The organism is Shewanella sp. 553, assembly GCF_059338375.1.
This window is the reverse complement of sequence record NZ_CM181701.1, coordinates 438,828-456,402: the sequence shown is the minus strand read 5'-3', so window position 1 is coordinate 456,402 and position 17,575 is coordinate 438,828. Positions and strand designations below refer to the sequence as shown.

19 protein-coding genes are annotated in these 17,575 nt (G+C 48.1%); 11 read left to right on the top strand and 8 right to left on the bottom strand.

Annotation, left to right across the window (positions count from 1 at the left end):
• Nucleotides 1-15: 15 nt before the first annotated feature.
• On the bottom strand, nt 16-552 hold the full coding sequence (locus tag AC5YBZ_RS02135) for a DUF3016 domain-containing protein (RefSeq protein WP_494520184.1): 537 nt from the start codon (nt 550-552) through the stop codon (nt 16-18).
• A 285-nt stretch (nt 553-837) separates the two neighbouring features.
• Between AC5YBZ_RS02135 and AC5YBZ_RS02130 the strand changes: the two genes are divergently transcribed.
• Together AC5YBZ_RS02130 and AC5YBZ_RS02125 are read left to right on the top strand one after the other, a co-directional pair.
• Entirely contained in the window at nt 838-1,146 is a 309-nt protein-coding gene (locus AC5YBZ_RS02130) for a hypothetical protein (protein WP_494520185.1), read from the top strand.
• A 379-nt stretch (nt 1,147-1,525) separates the two neighbouring features.
• Nucleotides 1,526-1,840: a hypothetical protein gene (locus tag AC5YBZ_RS02125; protein WP_494520186.1), complete on the top strand. Its 315-nt coding sequence runs from the start codon at nt 1,526-1,528 to the stop codon at nt 1,838-1,840.
• A gap of 95 nt (nt 1,841-1,935) precedes the next feature.
• Here AC5YBZ_RS02125 and AC5YBZ_RS02120 read toward each other — a convergent pair whose 3' ends face one another.
• Nucleotides 1,936-2,445 carry a DUF4240 domain-containing protein gene (locus AC5YBZ_RS02120; RefSeq protein WP_494524290.1) on the bottom strand — a complete coding sequence of 170 codons (510 nt, stop codon included), beginning with the start codon at nt 2,443-2,445 and terminating at the stop codon, nt 1,936-1,938.
• A 146-nt stretch (nt 2,446-2,591) separates the two neighbouring features.
• Here AC5YBZ_RS02120 and AC5YBZ_RS02115 point away from each other — a divergent pair, with 146 nt between their 5' ends.
• The 8 genes from AC5YBZ_RS02115 (at nt 2,592) to AC5YBZ_RS02080 (ending at nt 9,022) form a co-directional block, all read left to right on the top strand.
• Nucleotides 2,592-3,005, top strand: coding sequence for a hypothetical protein (locus AC5YBZ_RS02115; RefSeq protein WP_494520188.1), 414 nt, complete (start codon nt 2,592-2,594; stop codon nt 3,003-3,005).
• Nucleotides 3,006-3,063: 58 nt separating this feature from the next.
• A complete protein-coding gene (locus AC5YBZ_RS02110; RefSeq protein ID WP_494520189.1) occupies nt 3,064-3,861 on the top strand; it encodes a response regulator in 798 nt (265 codons plus the stop codon).
• Between the two features lie 147 nt (nt 3,862-4,008).
• Nucleotides 4,009-4,281 (top strand): HU family DNA-binding protein, encoded by a 273-nt coding sequence (locus tag AC5YBZ_RS02105; protein ID WP_119977178.1) that lies wholly within the window; start codon nt 4,009-4,011, stop codon nt 4,279-4,281.
• Between the two features lie 297 nt (nt 4,282-4,578).
• Nucleotides 4,579-5,271, top strand: a complete 693-nt coding sequence (locus tag AC5YBZ_RS02100) for a TorF family putative porin (protein ID WP_494520190.1) — start codon at nt 4,579-4,581, stop codon at nt 5,269-5,271.
• 372 nt (nt 5,272-5,643) lie between these two features.
• Nucleotides 5,644-5,817 (top strand): hypothetical protein, encoded by a 174-nt coding sequence (locus AC5YBZ_RS02095; RefSeq protein WP_494520191.1) that lies wholly within the window; start codon nt 5,644-5,646, stop codon nt 5,815-5,817.
• Between the two features lie 205 nt (nt 5,818-6,022).
• Nucleotides 6,023-6,970, top strand: a complete 948-nt coding sequence (locus tag AC5YBZ_RS02090; protein WP_494520192.1) for an HlyD family secretion protein — start codon at nt 6,023-6,025, stop codon at nt 6,968-6,970.
• Entirely contained in the window at nt 6,970-7,935 is a 966-nt protein-coding gene (locus AC5YBZ_RS02085; protein ID WP_494520193.1) for an ABC transporter ATP-binding protein, read from the top strand. The genes AC5YBZ_RS02090 and AC5YBZ_RS02085 overlap by 1 nt, the downstream gene beginning before the upstream one ends.
• Nucleotides 7,928-9,022: an ABC transporter permease gene (locus tag AC5YBZ_RS02080; protein ID WP_475516909.1), complete on the top strand. Its 1,095-nt coding sequence runs from the start codon at nt 7,928-7,930 to the stop codon at nt 9,020-9,022. Before AC5YBZ_RS02085 ends, AC5YBZ_RS02080 begins: the two co-directional genes overlap by 8 nt.
• Before the next feature lie 61 nt (nt 9,023-9,083).
• Here the strand turns inward: AC5YBZ_RS02080 and AC5YBZ_RS02075 are convergent, their stop codons facing one another.
• The 6 genes from AC5YBZ_RS02075 to pmbA all read right to left on the bottom strand — a co-directional run bounded on the left by AC5YBZ_RS02075 (nt 9,084) and on the right by pmbA (nt 16,817).
• Nucleotides 9,084-10,451 carry an alanine/glycine:cation symporter family protein gene (locus AC5YBZ_RS02075; protein ID WP_494520194.1) on the bottom strand — a complete coding sequence of 456 codons (1,368 nt, stop codon included), beginning with the start codon at nt 10,449-10,451 and terminating at the stop codon, nt 9,084-9,086.
• A gap of 1,110 nt (nt 10,452-11,561) precedes the next feature.
• The gene (arsJ, locus tag AC5YBZ_RS02070; RefSeq protein WP_494543372.1) at nt 11,562-12,809 is read right to left on the bottom strand and encodes an organoarsenical effux MFS transporter ArsJ; all 1,248 of its coding nucleotides are present in this window, start codon (nt 12,807-12,809) and stop codon (nt 11,562-11,564) included.
• Nucleotides 12,810-12,824: 15 nt separating this feature from the next.
• Nucleotides 12,825-13,835, bottom strand: a complete 1,011-nt coding sequence (locus AC5YBZ_RS02065; protein ID WP_494543371.1) for an ArsJ-associated glyceraldehyde-3-phosphate dehydrogenase — start codon at nt 13,833-13,835, stop codon at nt 12,825-12,827.
• Nucleotides 13,836-13,867: 32 nt separating this feature from the next.
• Nucleotides 13,868-14,911: an ACR3 family arsenite efflux transporter gene (gene arsB, locus AC5YBZ_RS02060; RefSeq protein WP_475515690.1), complete on the bottom strand. Its 1,044-nt coding sequence runs from the start codon at nt 14,909-14,911 to the stop codon at nt 13,868-13,870.
• Between the two features lie 55 nt (nt 14,912-14,966).
• Nucleotides 14,967-15,308 (bottom strand): metalloregulator ArsR/SmtB family transcription factor, encoded by a 342-nt coding sequence (locus tag AC5YBZ_RS02055; protein WP_110455718.1) that lies wholly within the window; start codon nt 15,306-15,308, stop codon nt 14,967-14,969.
• Between the two features lie 168 nt (nt 15,309-15,476).
• Nucleotides 15,477-16,817 (bottom strand): metalloprotease PmbA, encoded by a 1,341-nt coding sequence (pmbA, locus tag AC5YBZ_RS02050; RefSeq protein WP_494520198.1) that lies wholly within the window; start codon nt 16,815-16,817, stop codon nt 15,477-15,479.
• 140 nt (nt 16,818-16,957) lie between these two features.
• Between pmbA and yjgA the strand changes: the two genes are divergently transcribed.
• Entirely contained in the window at nt 16,958-17,497 is a 540-nt protein-coding gene (gene yjgA / locus AC5YBZ_RS02045; protein ID WP_475515688.1) for a ribosome biogenesis factor YjgA, read from the top strand.
• Nucleotides 17,498-17,575 lie beyond the last annotated feature (78 nt).

Here is a 17,575-nt window from a genome sequence, read left to right as displayed (position 1 = left end):
TTTAAAGCTTAGATTTTAAAGCTTAGGCGCGACGGTTTTTTTAAGCCAATCGGCTAACATCTTCGACTCGTAGCGCAAGGGTCTATCGTTCGCTACGCCAATGGTCTGCATAAAGCCCAGATCGGTAAGCTTTTCCTCGCCCGCCATAATCACTTGTTCACCTTGCAACACTTGATAGCTAAAAGTCATGCGCGGTGGATAGAGATCTTTCACCACCCTGATCTCGCTGACGCTAGCGCCGAAAGTCGGTCTGACATCACCTGCAAGGTCGAGATCGGTCACGACTAAGGCTAACTTTTGCTCTGGCTTTAGGATTTTACTCGCGGCTTTATTGAGGTTTTTGGTTAAAGTTTCAAAGGTGCGCAGCTCATAGCGCGACTGAATGTCACCCACCGCTTTGACATCGCGATACTTATCCACCCCTTGCCAAGTAATGTTGACAATCCCTGCCTCGGTGACGGGATCGGCAGTTACCTCATTGGCGCTGACATTGAGGGACACCATAGTCCCTATCAATACGCCAGCAAGTAATGGTAGCGTGGACAATCTCATAACAGCCTCCTTTAGGCTAAACCCGATTAGGTTCAATATATAGCAACTGTACAAAAGCTAACCTGAATAATAGCTTAATACAAAGCTAACAAGCGATACCCTGGTGTTTTTTGATCGCTAAATCCGGTTTAATATACTGTAAATTCGCTAAGTTATCCCATTAACATCGCATTTCGCGCGACGATAAAAAACGTTGCCAAAACAGTATTGCTATAGCATCGTATGCTGCCAAACGCTAAGCCCATTAAGTCAGCAAATCTGCTTACACGCCTCACCATGGAGACCATGATGCAAAAACACTTACCATTATTAGTGAGCATACTGCTGTTTTCTGCGGCGGCTGCGAGCTTAATAGGGATAAACCAAACCCAACAAGACTCAGGACCAGAAACTTGGTCAGCCTTCGTTTATAGCCAAGGTTTTAATTCTGGACATTATCAGAAACAAGATGATTTTAATGATTATCCCAGTTGTAAAGCCTTTGCTATTCAGCAAGCCAAAGCTCAGGGAGATGTGGTGTGGGAGTGTGGCCTGCGCTGTCGATTTGATTCAAGCCGCCAAGGGTTCCAATGTGAAACGATGCGCCGCGATTAACGGTTTATTCAATACCGAGAGAACACCATAACTTAGCATTGCCTTCAATCTTGGGAGCTCTGAACACCAGAGCGAGAGCCCTAAGCACCTGAGCACCTGAGCAATAGTCCTAAGCAAGAGCCTTGAGCGCTCCGCTGCTATCCACCTAGGCACAACGACATCTGCTCGCCATAACCTCCCCCCCATTAAACACCTGCTTGTTTTTTGTTCAGCCTTTATTCAACTACCTTAGATTAATCTTTGTGCAACCACTAAATCACTGAATGCATTCAACCCCCTTCGATGAGGGGACTGCTTGCAACTTGAAATCATTTATCGATTCAAACAGTAATAAACGGCTGCAGATAACGGGCCTGTCGACACATTATTGGAGCAAATTATGATACACAAACTGATGACAACAACGCGAGTCAACTATTCAGGCAAGCTGGCCCTTATCGCAGCCCTTATCTTTGGCCTCGCTATTTCATCTCAAGTGAGTGCGAAACCCTTATCCCCTGAAGGAAAAGCCGCAGTAGAGCAACACTTTGAACGGTTAGCACAACAACAGGAAATGAGTGAAGAGCAACTTATTAGCGGCATCGAAACGACACTTGATGCACAAATAGCCCAAGTTGAACAACGCTTTATGAAAGAGACTTGCGCCAAACACCAACGTCATTACGATCGGCAAAGCCAAAGCTGTTATGAGTAACACCGACGCAGCACAAACATGCCGTTATCTTGCCCCATACGAGCTTGGGGCAAGCGACACGCTATAGCTGACCTGCTAGCACAAGCTATAGAACATTAAAAAGGAAAGCGTGCACTCAGGCGGGGATAAGCTGCCTTGAGCTGTTTCTTTTTATGAGAAAACTTCTTACCTTGCGGCGTAGCCTGACCCGAAGGCACAAAAGGTAGCTCTTCACCAGTGCGATCTTCAAATATCTGCCCCGCAATCAAGTCATACTCTTCGATAAAAGGGTAAGCGTAGCCATCTTTCTCAGGCCATTGCTGTAGATCTCCGAGTGCATCAGGTTCTTGCAGCACTTTCTCAAACCACTCTTGGCCCAAAGAGATCAAAAAGCAGCGAAACTCGGCAAAACCATATTCACTATCGCAGCCAGTTACAATATAAGCCGCGCCCCAGATGGACCATTGATAAGCACGGCGCATCTGCTGTGAGAAATGTTTATCAAACGCCGCCAGTTCCTCATCACTTAACAGAGTCAGTTGCTGTTTGAGGTTGTCCGCCAAGCTCTGTTGGTCTTGATCTGGATGGCTACGGGTTACCAATTGCCAAAATTCAATGTCTGTCATGTCACTCTCATCCAATCAAAAATCGGCACTATATTAACCTAACCTAGGCCAATGGACAGCTAAGCAATCGAGATCAGTGTAAATAGTTGGACTAATGCAGAGGTTTTTTCTACACTCGCTGGCAAATTTTTAGTCGACGAATTGCCATGAAACGACCCCACTTTGCCATGCTACTGCTTATCTGTTTATATCTGGTCATCTCTGTTATTGCAGTATGGCGCACCCTGGCGACCCAAAGTTTAGATCTATTTACTATCGGAGTGATCCCCGTCGTTATTGGGCTACTGCTACGCGCCGAATGGGCTGGCTTGCTGCTTAAAATTTATGTCGCCATTCAAACGCTGGCATTTAGTGCCTTGGGGATGACAGCAATTATCGCCTATCAGATCACTCCTGAAGAGGTCAAAGTGGTCTTTAAGGGTCAACAGATCTCAATTCCTTTAATCGCCATCGTTGTCACCCTACTCTTGCTATTTCAGTGGTGGGTCGCAATGTCAAAATCAACCAAAGCCTACCTCAGCAGACCTGAGCGTTCAGGGCCATCGGTTGCTAAACCCTAAGCCTTAAGGTAATTTAAAAACCTAAGTATTTACAATTATTAAGCTGAGATCCATTACCATGGCCACCCTATCCCCTAGTGAACTCTCCATTTTGTTGGTTGAGCCTTCAGACACCCAGCGTAAGATCATTACCAGCCGTCTCAGCCAAGAGGGTATTAGCAATATTCAAACGGCCAACACACTTGCGCAGGCCATGATCATTATTTCGCGCCATCAACCCGATTTAGTCGCCAGCGCGATGCATTTTGAAGATGGCACTGCATTAGACCTGCTCAATACCTTGAAACAGAATCCGGCTTTTTGTGACATCCAATTTATGCTGGTCTCGAGCGAATGCCGCCGTGAACAGCTGGAGATCTATCGTCAATCAGGTGTAGTGGCAATCTTACCCAAGCCATTTTCGTCTGAGCATCTAGGTAAGGCCCTCAATGCCACCATAGATCTGCTGAGCCATGACGAGCTCGATCTGGACCATTTTGATGTGCACAATATTCGGGTACTGGTGGTCGATGACAGCAAGATGGCGCGCAATATTATCCGCCGCACCATTACTAATTTAGGGTTAAAGCTGATCACCGAAGCAAATGATGGCGCCGAGGCTATCGCCTTGATGCAAGACAATATGTATGACCTTGTGATCACCGATTACAATATGCCCAATGCCGATGGCTTAGCCCTGACTCAGTTTATTCGTAATCACAGCCAGCAATCTCATGTCCCCATTCTGATGGTGTCATCTGAGGCAAACGATACGCATCTCAGCAATGTGTCGCAGGCCGGAGTCAATGCCTTATGTGACAAGCCTTTCGAGCCACAATTAGTCAAACAATTGCTCTACTCCCTACTCGATAACTAGGATTTTGCTCAATTTTGAGCTAAACCCCCATTGTTCAACATAAAACCGCTTTCATTATAGGGTTGCTTATGGCATGTTAGTTCCAGCAATTGCAAGTACCTAATGTAATTGGTGTTACTAAATCTATGGAAAGAAGAGACTATCCAAATGAATAAAACTGAACTGGTTGCAAAAATAGCTGAAAGTGCTGAACTGACTAAAGCTGAAGCTGGACGTGCATTAAAATCTTTCGAACAAACCGTAGCGGAAGCGATGAAGAACGGTGAGAAAATCTCTATTGTTGGTTTTGGTTCTTTTGAAACAACAAGCCGCGCTGCACGTACTGGTCGCAACCCACAAACTGGCAAGGAAATTCAAATCCCTGCAGCGACAGTACCTAAGTTCAAAGCTGGTAAAACACTAAAAGATAGCGTTAACTAAAATCGGCTTTACCTCTATAAAAAACCTCCTCATTTAGGAGGTTTTTTTATGCCTTATATTAAGGCACTGTTTATTATCGGTTACTTAATGGCCTAGCATTACAGCTGCACCAATACAGTGCCTCTACATCTCAACAGTCCCCATCTTGGTTCATGCTATCACAGCTTATAAATACAAGACCCTGAAAATAAACATATAAATTATTGGCATGGGGTTAGCAACGGCGTAAGCACTACCTAACAATACTCATAATAATACGGCTAGGTAGTATCCCTATACCAATAAAAAGGAATGAGTATGAACACAGCACTTCGAAACCTAAGCCTGCTCGCAGCAACCATGATGTTAGCCGTGCCCGCCAGCGCAGCCGTCACTGCTAATGCGGGAATGACCTCCAATTACTTATGGCGCGGCGTGACACAAACCAATGATGGCGTCGCCGTGCAAGGCGGAGTGGATTACGAACATGATAGCGGCTTTTACTTAGGCACTTGGGCGTCTAATGTTGATTTTGGCGATGACACCAGCTACGAAATTGATTTCTATGGCGGCTATGCAGGGAGCATCACTGACGATCTGGGTTACGATGTCAGCTATCTCTATTATGCCTACCCAGATAGCGACGCTAGCGTTGACTTTGGCGAACTCAAAGCCGCGCTCAGCTGGAAATGGTTTAGCCTCAGTTACTCTTATGTGGTTAATGCCGATGACGATGTCGCCAGTGCACCACTAGATAATGACGATATGAGTTATGTGGATGCGGCGGCTTCATGGCCACTATCAGACAGCTTGTCGTTAACCGTGCATTATGGCTACTCCAGTGGTGATGTGGTGACCGCTTGGTTTGATGAAGACAGCTATAGCGATTACTCGATTGCGCTCAGCAAAGACACAGATGTGGGCAGCTTCTCTTTCTTGATCAGCGATACCGACCTTGAAAATGACGACCCTAAAGTGGTGATAGGTTATAGCTATAGTTTTGATCTATAAGCTTTAGGGCAAATGTGTGATCTGTTACTAGATGCGCCGCCGCTAATATTGCGAGCGGCGTAATTTTGAGAACAATTAAAACGAATAAAATCAAAATCTAAATTATTAAAATAGGATAACACTCACAGCATTATTCACCCATAGATATAAATGCAATTGTGTTAAGCCGATCTCAAAATGCTCCTAAACTCCCTGCTACCTTTCTCATTAGCGCTCACTAATGTGCAGCTAACTCATTGAGGTATCAGCTAAAGCATTACGTAGCGCCGATAACTATCGCTTTGGCTTCATGTGCTAGCCAAAGCTTGTGGTACCGATAGGCACACCCTAAGTGCTGCGTGGTACTCAATGACAGTGATGAAGGAATTCGCTATGCCACAATTACGTGATGTTATTCCCAATGATGCAGAGATTGAAGCCATGACCGCCCCTAAAAATCCTCAGGCGGCTTGCGAGTTACAACATAGACGCGAAGTAAAAAAACGCTTAGAAGCCTTGCTCGAACAGGCGCAGCTTAAGCGGGCAATGGGAGGTGATTTTTACTGAATTTACCAAAGGCCAGTCCAAGATAGACCAAAGCAAACATCTCGGGGCGATATACCTCGCCCCTAAAGCGCAGTCCTCACAGTACATTATCGACTTCAATATAACTGACGCCCCTGTGAGCAATCCCCATATGGCTAACCGTTAAAGGGTGCTATCTTAAATAACATATTGATTATTAATTCACCCTAGTGCTGACGAGGTTGAAATGAATCACATCTACAACACCGCGCTGGTGTTTATCTTACTCAGCCTTGCAGGCTGTCAACCCAACTCACCAGCACAGGCGCTAGGCACCCTTGAGCGCGATCGTATTTTACTGCGCGCCACCGCCGCAGAACTCATCACCGCGCAACCGATTAACGAGGGCAGCCTAGTACAACAGGGCGATCTGCTAGTGCAGCTAGATAGCCGTAAAGCTAAAACCAAGGTGGCGATAGCCGATGCTCAATGGCAACAAGCACGCTCCTACCTGCTACGTCTCACCAATGGCGAGCGCCCCGAAGATATCGCCGGTGCCCAAGCCAATGTACAGCGCGCTAACGCGGCCACGGTACAAGCAGACAAAACCTATCAACGTATCTATCGCCTCAAGCAACAGCAACTGGTGAGCCAATCGGAACTTGACCAAGCGATCGCTAATCGCGATCGCGCCGAAGCCGAGCTGCATGTGGCTGACGAAAACCTCAGTAAACTGCTGGTCGGTGTGCGCCAAGAAGATATTCAACAGGCAATGGCAGCCATGGACGCTGCGGCCGCTAACTTGCAACTGGCGCAACAAACCTTGGCAGAGCTCAGCATAGTGGCAACCCGTAATGGGCGCCTCGACAGTCTGCCCTTTAATGTCGGTGAGCGGGTGCCAAGTAATACGGTGGTGGCCGTATTACAAGCCGACAACGCCCCCTATGCGCGGGTTTATATCCCCGAGCCCAATATGGCGACGTTACATTTAGGGCTGCAACTTAATGTCTATGTCGATGGCCTTGATACACCACTGACAGGCACCTTGCGCTGGCTTAGCAAAGATCCCGCCTTCACGCCTTACTACGCACTTAACCAACAGGACAGATCGCGCTTAGCCTATTTAGCAGAATTTACCCTGACTGACGCCGCCGAACTGCCCAGCGGCATCCCCGTACAGGTGGAGTTACCCTGATGCTCCCAAGCAGTCAATTGGCGATCGATGCCCGCGGTATCAGCAAGCAGTTTGGTCAGTTTGAGGCGGTGTCCAATCTTAATCTACAGGTACCGCAAGGGCATATTTACGGTTTTCTAGGCCCCAATGGTTGCGGTAAATCCACCACTATACGTATGCTCACCGGGCTGATGACCCCCACTCATGGCACTATCATCTGCCTTGGGCTAACGATCCCACAGCAGGCGGAGCAACTGCGCAGCCGCATTGGTTATATGACGCAAAAATTCTCCCTCTATGACGACTTAACGGTAAAGGAAAACCTGCGCTTTATCGCCGATATTTATGGCCTCAGCCCCAATGACTGCAAACGTAAAATTGACCAGCTGCAATCGACCTACAACTTAGTCCCTCAGCAAAATCAACTGGCTGCCACCTTAAGTGGTGGCCAAAAACAGCGCTTAGCATTGGCCTGCGCCTGCATTAACAACCCAGAGCTGCTGTTTCTCGACGAACCCACCTCGGCGGTCGATCCTCAGAATCGCCGCGACTTTTGGGAGCAGCTGTTTGATCTTTCAGAGCAAGGCACCAGTATTTTAGTCACCACCCACTATATGGATGAAGCCGAGCGCTGCCACCAGCTGGCAATAATGGAGCAGGGACACATGCGCGCCAATGGCAATCCGCAAGCTTTACTGGCAAAGATGGAGGTAAATGTACTTGAGGTAAGCGCTAACAATTTGCGCCAATTGAAAAGCCAGCTCAGCCAATTAAGCCAGGTACGCAGCGCCGCCCAACTTGGCGATCGGCTAAGGGTATTGATAAATAAAGATATTAACGACCCATGTCAATGGATCAAGCAGCAATGCAGCACGCTCGATGAGCGCAATATCAGCCATGTGAATGCCAGCCTAGAAGATCTGTTTGTCACTGTTACAGGCAAACATCAGCATAATGCAGGAGCGCCAGATGACACTCATGGCTAGCCTAAGACGCATTAAAGCAATCACCATAAAAGAGATCCGTCAACTTAAACGCGATCGCATCACCTTCGCCATGATAGTGATGATCCCGTTGATCCAATTGCTATTATTTGGCTACGCCATCAACACAGATGTTCGCAATGTGCCGGTTGTGGTGGTCGATCAGAGTGATTCGGTAACTGGGCGTTGGATTGTCGAGGCCATCAGGGTCTCGCAAGTCGTCTCTATCGAAGGCTATTACGCCACCGCCACCGCTGCCGAGGCTGCCATTACCCGCGGCGAAGTGCGCGCCGCGCTGATCTTGCCGCCTAATCTTGAACATAAACAGGCCAATAACGAGCCTATCGGCCAATGGATCATCGATGGATCAGATACCATGGTGGCCGCCGCAATCAGCCAACTGCGTAACATGCCATTAGCGCAAATCAGCGACCAGCCCCTAGCCAGCTCCCCCACCTTCGAAGTCGCCCTGTTTTATAACCCAGAGCAACGCTCGGCGGTGAATATTGTTCCGGGTTTAATTGCCGTTATTCTTACTATGACGATGATCTTATTTACTTCGGCGGCCATCGTCCGTGAGCGAGAAAAAGGCAATCTAGAGCTGCTGATCACCACCCCCATCAAACCACTGGAGCTGATGCTAGGTAAAATTTTACCCTACATTGTTGTGGGGCTTATCCAGATGAGCATCATCTTGGGGCTCGGGCATCTGATTTTTGATGTGCCTTTAAACGGTACCATTGCACAGCTATTACTGGGCACCTTACTGTTTATTGCTGCCAGTCTTACCTTAGGCTTGATCATCTCCACTATCGCGACAACCCAGCTGCAAGCGATGCAGATGACCATCTTTATTATCTTGCCGACCATCTTACTGTCGGGCTTTATGTTTCCGTTCGAAGCCATGCCTAAACCCGCACAATGGATAGCTGAACTCCTACCCGCCACCCACTTTATGCGTATTATCCGCGCCATAGTGCTGCGCGGCGGCCAATTGAGCGATCTGCCATTTGACACCCTCTGGCTGCTTGGCTTTACCCTGCTGGGGATCATAGTCGCATCACTACGCTTCACTAAGCGGCTCGATTAACCCATTGTTAAACATAAAAAGCGCCCTAAGGCGCTTAATCAACAACGAAGCCTGACAGCCCTTACGCCTGTGCTTCTTGCTGACGCTTCTTAATAAAGTATTCCCGTGTGAGACGAAACACCACAGGGCTCAACAGCGACAGCGCGATAAGGTTAGGGATCGCCATCATGGCATTAAGGGTATCGGCCAGTAACCAGATAAAGTCCAGTGAACTCACCGCGCCTAACGGCACCACTAACACCCAAATCAGCCTAAAGGGCTTAACCGCACGAACACCTAATAAATACTGCACGCACTTTTCACTGTAAACGCTCCACCCCAAAATCGTGGTAAAGGCAAACACCGACAGTGCGATCGCTACAATATAATTGCCCATAGGCAAGGCATGAGAAAAAGCAAATGAGGTCAAGGCCGCGCCATTTTCGCCCGAGGTCCATGCTCCTGACACCACAATCGCTAACCCCGTGATAGTACATACCACTAAGGTATCGATAAAGGTGCCCAGCATAGCAACCAAGCCTTGGGCCACCGGATTATTGGTCTGCGCCGCCGCATGGGCAATGGGCGCACTACCTAAACCCGCTTCATTCGAAAACACGCCGCGCGCCACACCAAAGCGGATCGCCGCCCATACCGCAGCACCAGCAAAGCCACCTTGAGCGGCCACCGGATTAAAGGCGCTATGAATAATTAATGCAAAAGCGGCAGGCACTTCATCGGCATATACCACCAGCACTGCCAGCCCAGCGGCAATATAAAACACCGTCATTAACGGCACCAACTTACCCGCTACATCGGCAATACGTTTAATACCGCCCATCAATACAGCGCCAACCAACACCATTAAGATAGCCCCTGTCACCCAGTTGGGCACCCCAAAGTTACTGCTTAACGCATCGGCGACCGAGTTAGCCTGCACCGTATTACCAATACCAAAACCGGCAAACGAACCAAACAAGGCAAACGCCGTACCCAGCCACGCCCACTTACTGCCAAGACCATTTTTGATGTAGTACATAGGGCCACCAATATGGTTACCGTTATCGTCTACCTCGCGGTATTTAACCGCTAATACCGCCTCAGAAAACTTGGTCGCCATTCCCACGAGGGCGGTACACCACATCCAAAATAACGCCCCAGGGCCGCCAATAAAAATGGCCGTCGCCACCCCAGCAATATTACCCGTACCTATGGTCGCCGACAGCGAGGTCATCAAGGCATTAAACGGGCTGATCTCGCCCTTCATGTTTTTATCTTTATCAGGAATGCGTCCAGACCACAGCAGTTTAAAGCCAGTCCCAAGCTTTAAAATCGGCATTAACTTCAAGCCAAAGGAGAGAAATAAGCCCACGCCCAAGATCATCACCAGCATGGGCACACCCCACACAACCCCATTGATCATACTGACAAATTCTGTAATACCTTCCATTAAAACCTCGTCATTTTTATCGTTATTTTTGGTGATCTACGCCACTATTGATTGACTGCACCTCAGAGTACAACGAAAGCAACGTAAAATGAAAGCAAGGAATGTTAACAAATTGAAACAACACAAGAGGTTGCGATCTCTAGTTTAATGGCGAATAAGCAAGTCACATGGTAATGTTTGTCAAGCGCCACAGGACCGTTATGCAGCTCCTTAGCGTTAGGGTCTAAGTGGCTTACGCTAGAGCAACATCCACCGAGTTATCACCTCTTCGATTTGATCTTGTGCGGAGGTTATGGACACAGGAATCTTGCCCTTTGAATGAAAGTATTGCCATTTTTCTTCAGATTAGTGGCGGTTGGTAAGTGTGTTTTAAGTTAAACCTTTATTTCTGCGAGGACCGGTCTAGAGGAAGCCGCAAGCCTTTTTAGTGATGAAGAATGCGAGCAGCTGAACAAGAATATCATATGAGCCGAAGACTAGAGTTGAGTTGACAGGAACTGCCCCACGAAACAAGGGGACAAGACGAAATCACGTGATCTAATGGCTACCGTAAATGATGCAGCAGTTATTTATACGCGTATAATTTCTAGTAGCAAAAAACAGAGTGCGTATGATTCAGCAAAACTGATATATCCAATACTTAATAAATCACGAATAAGCCTATTCCATATTTCCATGAAAAGTTTACTTATGACAGATACCATCAAAATGGCATTCAAGAGCAAGACACACAATGCCACTAGCGGATTATCAATGTTGTTGAAAATGGTATCGTTTTCGCGAGAATGAGGGGTATATCTAAATATTGAGTAGTCTAAGCTGTAAACAAAAAAAATAATAAGCGTCCAAACCACGTTAAATTTTGTATCGATTCTTTTCATATCATTGACTTCCTTATCAGTCTAGCTAGTTATAAACTAGCGCTGCGGACAACACCTTACAACACTAACCTTTTGATAACAATATCAATGTGATTTTTTGATGTAAAGAAACGAATAGCCTAGGTCTTAAGCAACTCCTACTCAGCGAAATTCTGCTGAATCAAAAAGTATAAATGCTAAGTTTTCATGGCATGGAGAACCCCCTTTGGCGATAACCTTTATTTCAAGGTTATCGCCTGGGTAGCCATACACTGATTAACGCTGTTAATCCCAGTAATAGCGTCGAGATCCACAGGCAGGCCATCAACCCAAATGCCTGATACACCCAGCCCGACAACAAGGTGCCTAGCAAGCGGCCAAGGGCATTGGCCATATAGTAAAAACCGACATCGAGCGACACGCCATCGTCACTGGCGTAACTGACGATAAGGTAGCTGTGTAAGGCGGAGTTTACCGCAAAAACGGCGCCAAAAATCAACAAACCTATCAGTAACGTCGCTTGCGCATAAGGCGCAGCAAACAGCGTCATCAGCAGCGCGATACTCGCTGGGATCAATGTCAGCAAGCTCGCCCACTTAAGTGCGGCCCCGCCATCAGGCACCTTGGCGACACTCAAGCCAATGCTGCCATGGCCTGTGCTAGTTTGGCCTGTGAGCTTGGGGGCGATGCTTTGCACCGCGCCATAGCCTATCACCCACAGCGCCAGAAAGCCGCCAACCGCCGCATGTCCCCAACCAAACTGGCTGGCTAAATAGACCGGCAGCGCCACCACAAACCACACATCTCGGGCGGCAAACAGACACAGGCGCGCGGCAGATAAGATGTTTATCGAGCGGCTTTTAGAAAACAGCTCACTAAATTTGGGCTTATTTTTTGCCTTGCCTAAGTCTTGCTTAAGGTTAACGATACTGAGCAGCCACACAATGCCCAGCAGCGCTGCCATTACCCCTATGGCACCACTAAACCCAAGCAGTGACAGTAACGCGCCCCCTAAGAAAAACCCTAAGCCCTTGAGGGCATTTTTAGAGCCCGTTAGCAGGGCAATATAGCGGTATAACCTGTCCTCATCGCCCTTAGCCACCAGCATTTTCACGCTACTTTTAGCACTCATCTTGTTGAGATCTTTAGCGATCCCAGAGCAAGCCTGGCTTGCCATAACCCAAGGTACGGTGAGCCAAACACTGGGCACCAGTAACATTGCCAGCGCCGCCACTTGCAGCCCTAACCCCATATTCATGGTGCGATTAAGCCCAAGACGTGCACCAAGATAGCCACCCACTAAGTTAGTCACCACACCAAAAATCTCATAAAAAACAAATAGCATGGCAATCGACAGCGGCGAGTAGCCTAACTGATAAAAGTGCAGCACCACCAGCATGCGCAGCGCGCCATCGGTGAGCGTAAATGCCCAATAGTTTCCCGTGACAATGAGGTATTGGCGTATTTCAAACGGCAATGCGCGAACTGTGGCGAACATCTAATATCCTTACTATTACGCTTTGTCTACGCGCCCGACCATTCTGACCAGCTCGGCGGTGCGATTGGCATAGCCCCACTCATTGTCGTACCAAACATACAGCTTAAGCTGGGTATCGTTGATCACCATAGTCGACAAGGCATCGACGATAGCTGAGCGCGGATCTGTCTTGTAATCCACCGAGACCAGCGGGCGCGTTTCATAGCCTAAAATACCGTTAAGCTCAGCTGCTGCCGCCTGTTTAAATAGGTCGTTCACCTCGGTGACTGTGACGGGGCGCAGCATCTCAAACACGCAATCTGTGATGGAGGCGTTAGCCAATGGCACCCTTACCGCATGGCCGTTTAGTTTCCCCTTAAGCTCAGGAAAAATATGGGTGATCGCGGTGGCGGAACCTGTGGTGGTCGGAATAAGCGATTCACCGCAGGCACGGGCACGGCGCAGATCTTTATGGGGCGCATCTAAGATGGTTTGCGTATTGGTAATGTCATGAATGGTGGTCATCGAGCCATGTTTTATGCCTATCTGCTCATGCAGCACTTTAACCACTGGGGCTAAACAATTGGTCGTGCATGACGCAGCGGTGACGATAGGATGCTTGGCGGCATCATACAGCTGATGGTTAACCCCCATGACGATATTCAGTACGCCCGCTTCTTTGACAGGCGCCGTCACCACCACACGTTTAACACCTTGATCTAAATAGGCTTGTAATAAGGCTGTGGTTTTCATCACGCCCGAGGCCTCAATCACCACATCACATGCCGACCAGTCGGTGGCGGCGATGGTGCTATTCATACTGGTCGTTATCCGTTTATCGCCAATGACAATATCGGCCCCCTCAGCTGCCGCTTCATGGGACCAGCGACCATGGATAGAATCAAATGTTAATAGGTGGGCTAAGGTAAGCGCATCACCGGCGGGATCGTTAATCTGCACAAACTCAATATCGTCCCACGCCCACGCGGCCCGAAGCGCCAAACGCCCCATGCGGCCAAAACCGTTAATGCCGACTTTAATTGTCATGTTACTCTCCTGAAAAGGGCTATTCTGCTCGGTTAATGTTTAGATGCGGCGCTAATGGCCCGCTGGTATTTTGCTTTATCTCGATTGACAAATGCCACTAACGACAACATCACCGGCACTTCGACCAGCACGCCAACCACAGTGGCTAACGCCGCGCCCGAATGCAGGCCAAACAGTGAAATAGCTACCGCAACGGCGAGTTCAAAAAAGTTAGAGGTGGCGATCATGCACGCAGGACCTGCGACATTTTGCGCGATATTCAGTTTTTTCGCGGCAAAGTAGGCAATAAAGAAGATGCCATAGGTTTGGATAAGCAGCGGAATGGCAATCAGGGCAATGTTCTGTGGCTGCGCCAATATGGTATTGGCCTGCAAACCAAATAGCAGTATGACCGTGGCAAGGAGACCCAATATCGACCAAGGTTTAATGCGACCAATAAAGCCATCAACCCGCTTTGAGCCACCGCGGCGATTTAACCACTGGCGTGTTATCACTCCCGCGATTAAGGGCAGCACCACATATAACCCCACAGAAATTAACAGGGTTTGCCAAGGCACCTGAATATCGCTCACCCCAAGCAGAAAAGCGCAGATGGGGGCAAAGGCAAACACCATAATAAGATCGTTAACCGATACCTGTACCAAGGTGTAGTTAGGATCGCCTTTAGTCAACTGGCTCCACACAAACACCATTGCCGTACAGGGGGCAACGCCGAGCAAAATCATGCCTGCGATATACTCGCTAGCGGTTTGCGCATCCACTAAACTGGCAAAGAAAACCTTAAAAAACAACCAGCCAAGTAGCGCCATGCTAAAGGGTTTTATCAGCCAGTTAATCACCAGCGTCAGCACCAACCCCTTAGGGCTCTTGCCCACATTTTTGACCGCCGTAAAATCAATTTGCACCATCATGGGGTAGATCATCAACCAAATTAGCAGCGCGATCAGCAAGTTGACCCTGGCATATTCTAATGAAGCAATAAGGGCAAACAGCGCCGGAAAAAAATGGCCCAACACCACGCCACACCCAATCGCTAAACCAACCCACACACTTAAGTAACGCTCAAAGAGTCCCATGCTATTCACCTATCTTGCTGTAGTATTTAATCTTAACTTGCCTGACTCAGCTGATTTAACAGCATGCCTTAATACGTTCAGGGCGCTGCCCCATCGCATCTAGACGGGCCAGTGCCGCCGCCACTAAGTTAGGGTTACCCTGCCAAGTTTGCTCGATAACATTATGCACCCATGGCAGCAATGCCGGATTGATACGGTAAAACACCCACTGGCCTTGGCGACGAGAACTCAACAGTTCGGCTTTACGCAACTGGGCAAGATGACGCGATATTTTGGGTTGGCTCAAATTCAATGCGCAGATTAACTCGCACACACACAGCTCACCCTGACCGTAAATCAGCAGCAGGCTGAGTAATCGAGTTTCATCGGACAGCGCTTTAAAAATCCCAGTGGCCATACACGGCTCCAACACAGACATATTACATATGCTTAAGCATATATATGGATTTTCATATGTTCAAGTTGGCAGTCGATTTATTCTGCGTTAGGGCCCTTTAGGCCAAAAAAAAGCGAGTGCCTTGGCACTCGCTGATTCATCGCTTGGGGGAAATGGACTGCGGATAAGCTAGTTACCGGCTATCTTCATTTCGTCGAGTAAGATACCGCCGGTGCGGATAGACGATCGCATATCGCGATCTTTAGCCACCGCCACAATATTGCGGTACATATCTTTAAGATTACCCGCGATAGTGATCTCTTCTACTGGGTATTGCACCACCCCGTTTTCGACATAGAAGCCGGCCGCGCCGCGAGAATAATCGCCCGTCACGCCGTTAACCCCTTGTCCCATCACTTCGGTCACGATTAAGCCTGTGCCCATCTGCTTGATGAGTTCATCGAAGGTTTGCCCTGTGTGCCCTAAAGTCCAGTTATAGATGCCGCCCGCATGGCCCGTATTGGTTAAACCGAGTTTACGCGCCGAATAACTGGTCAGCAGGTAGGTGGATAAGATCCCCTGACTGATAATATTACGCTCAATGGTCGCCACGCCTTCACTGTCATAAAAAGCACTGGCCAGCGCCCCTTTTAGATGCGGTTGCTCGGCAATGTTAAACCAATCGGGGAAAACTTGTGTGTCGATGGCGTCTTGCAAAAAGCTTGATTTACGGTACAAGCTGCCGCCACTGATGGCCCCTACAAGGTGGCCCATCAAGCCAGTTGCCACATCGGGGGCAAACAGAATCGGTAACTTGGTGGTCGCTATCTTACGTGCACCCAGTCGACTAACGGTTTTTTCAGCCGCTTTTAGCCCGACAGTTTCTGGCGTCCACAGGTCGCTGAACTTGCGCGCTATGGTGTAATCATAATCACGCTGCATCTGGCCTTCTTGCTCACCAATCACTACACAACTGAGGCTGTAACGCGAGCTGACATAGCCATTTAAGAAACCGTGGCTATTGCCATACACTTTAGCACCGGTATGGGCATTAGCGCTGGCGCCATCGGAGTTTTTTATACGAGCGTCAGCGCTTAATGCGGCTTCTTCGGCGCGCGCGGCGAGTAATTCAAGCTCTGCTGGGGTCGTGTCATGCGGATAGTACAACTCAAGATCGTCAATATGTTTAGCCATTAAGTCGGCATCGGCAAGGCCATTGAAAGGATCTTCTGAGGTAAATTTAGCAATATCATCGGCGGCTTTAACGGCGCGGCGGATCGCTTCAGGGCTTAAATCTGACGTAGATGAGCTGCCTTTGCAGCCGCCCCTAAACAGGGTGATGCCCAAGGCGCCATCTTTATTAAACTCAACGGTTTCAACTTCTTTTAGACGAGTCGATACCGATAAGCCTTGCTGCTTACTAATCGCGACTTCGGCACCTGTGGTACCCAATGTAGCGGCATACTCTAATGCCATAGCAACGGCGTCTTTTAATGAATCCAGTTCAAGTTCAATGCTAGAAGAAGGCACAAATCTACTCTTTCGTTGTCAATAATGGCTGTAGCATAACAAACCCGCTAGGCTTTCACATTAAATAACTGCCGTCCCCAATAGGCGATATTCCAATGAAATGGTATTATTAGGGGAGTTTTTGTTAGAGATTTTTGATTATGAATATTGTTGGTGACTCAGAACATTTTAAACAGCCCTTTGACCATGACGAAGAATATGTCAGTAGAGCTGAAACCAAGCGAGAAATCGCGATTTACCAAGAGCTTGGTAAACAGTTAGTTGCACTCAGTAAGAGCCAGATTGATAAGCTGGATCTGGATGAGTTGCTATACGACAACGTGCTCAAGGCTAAAACCATCCGCATCAATACCGAAGCCTATCGTCGCCATCTGCAATACATTGGCAAGATAATGCGTAATATCGATATTAATGTACTGCAAAGCGATCTTAAAAATGTGCTTAACCAAAACCGCAATGAGAGCTCAAAAATCAATGTGGCGGAAAAGACAAAAGATCAGCTGTTAACTGGTGGCGATGATGCTATTCAAGCCTTAATCGAGCAGCACCCGACGCTAGAGCGACAAAAGTTGCGCCAATTAGTGAGACAAGCAAACAAAGAGCTGGCAAAACAACCAGAGCAAGCCTCAAAGTCAGCCCTTGAGCTAGTGAAATATATCAAGGCAGAAACCGCCGAATAAGGTTACGGTTTTGCTGACGTTTATCGCTCAAGCTATCCATATATCTTGAGTTATCATAGCCATATCATCTCTAAACTT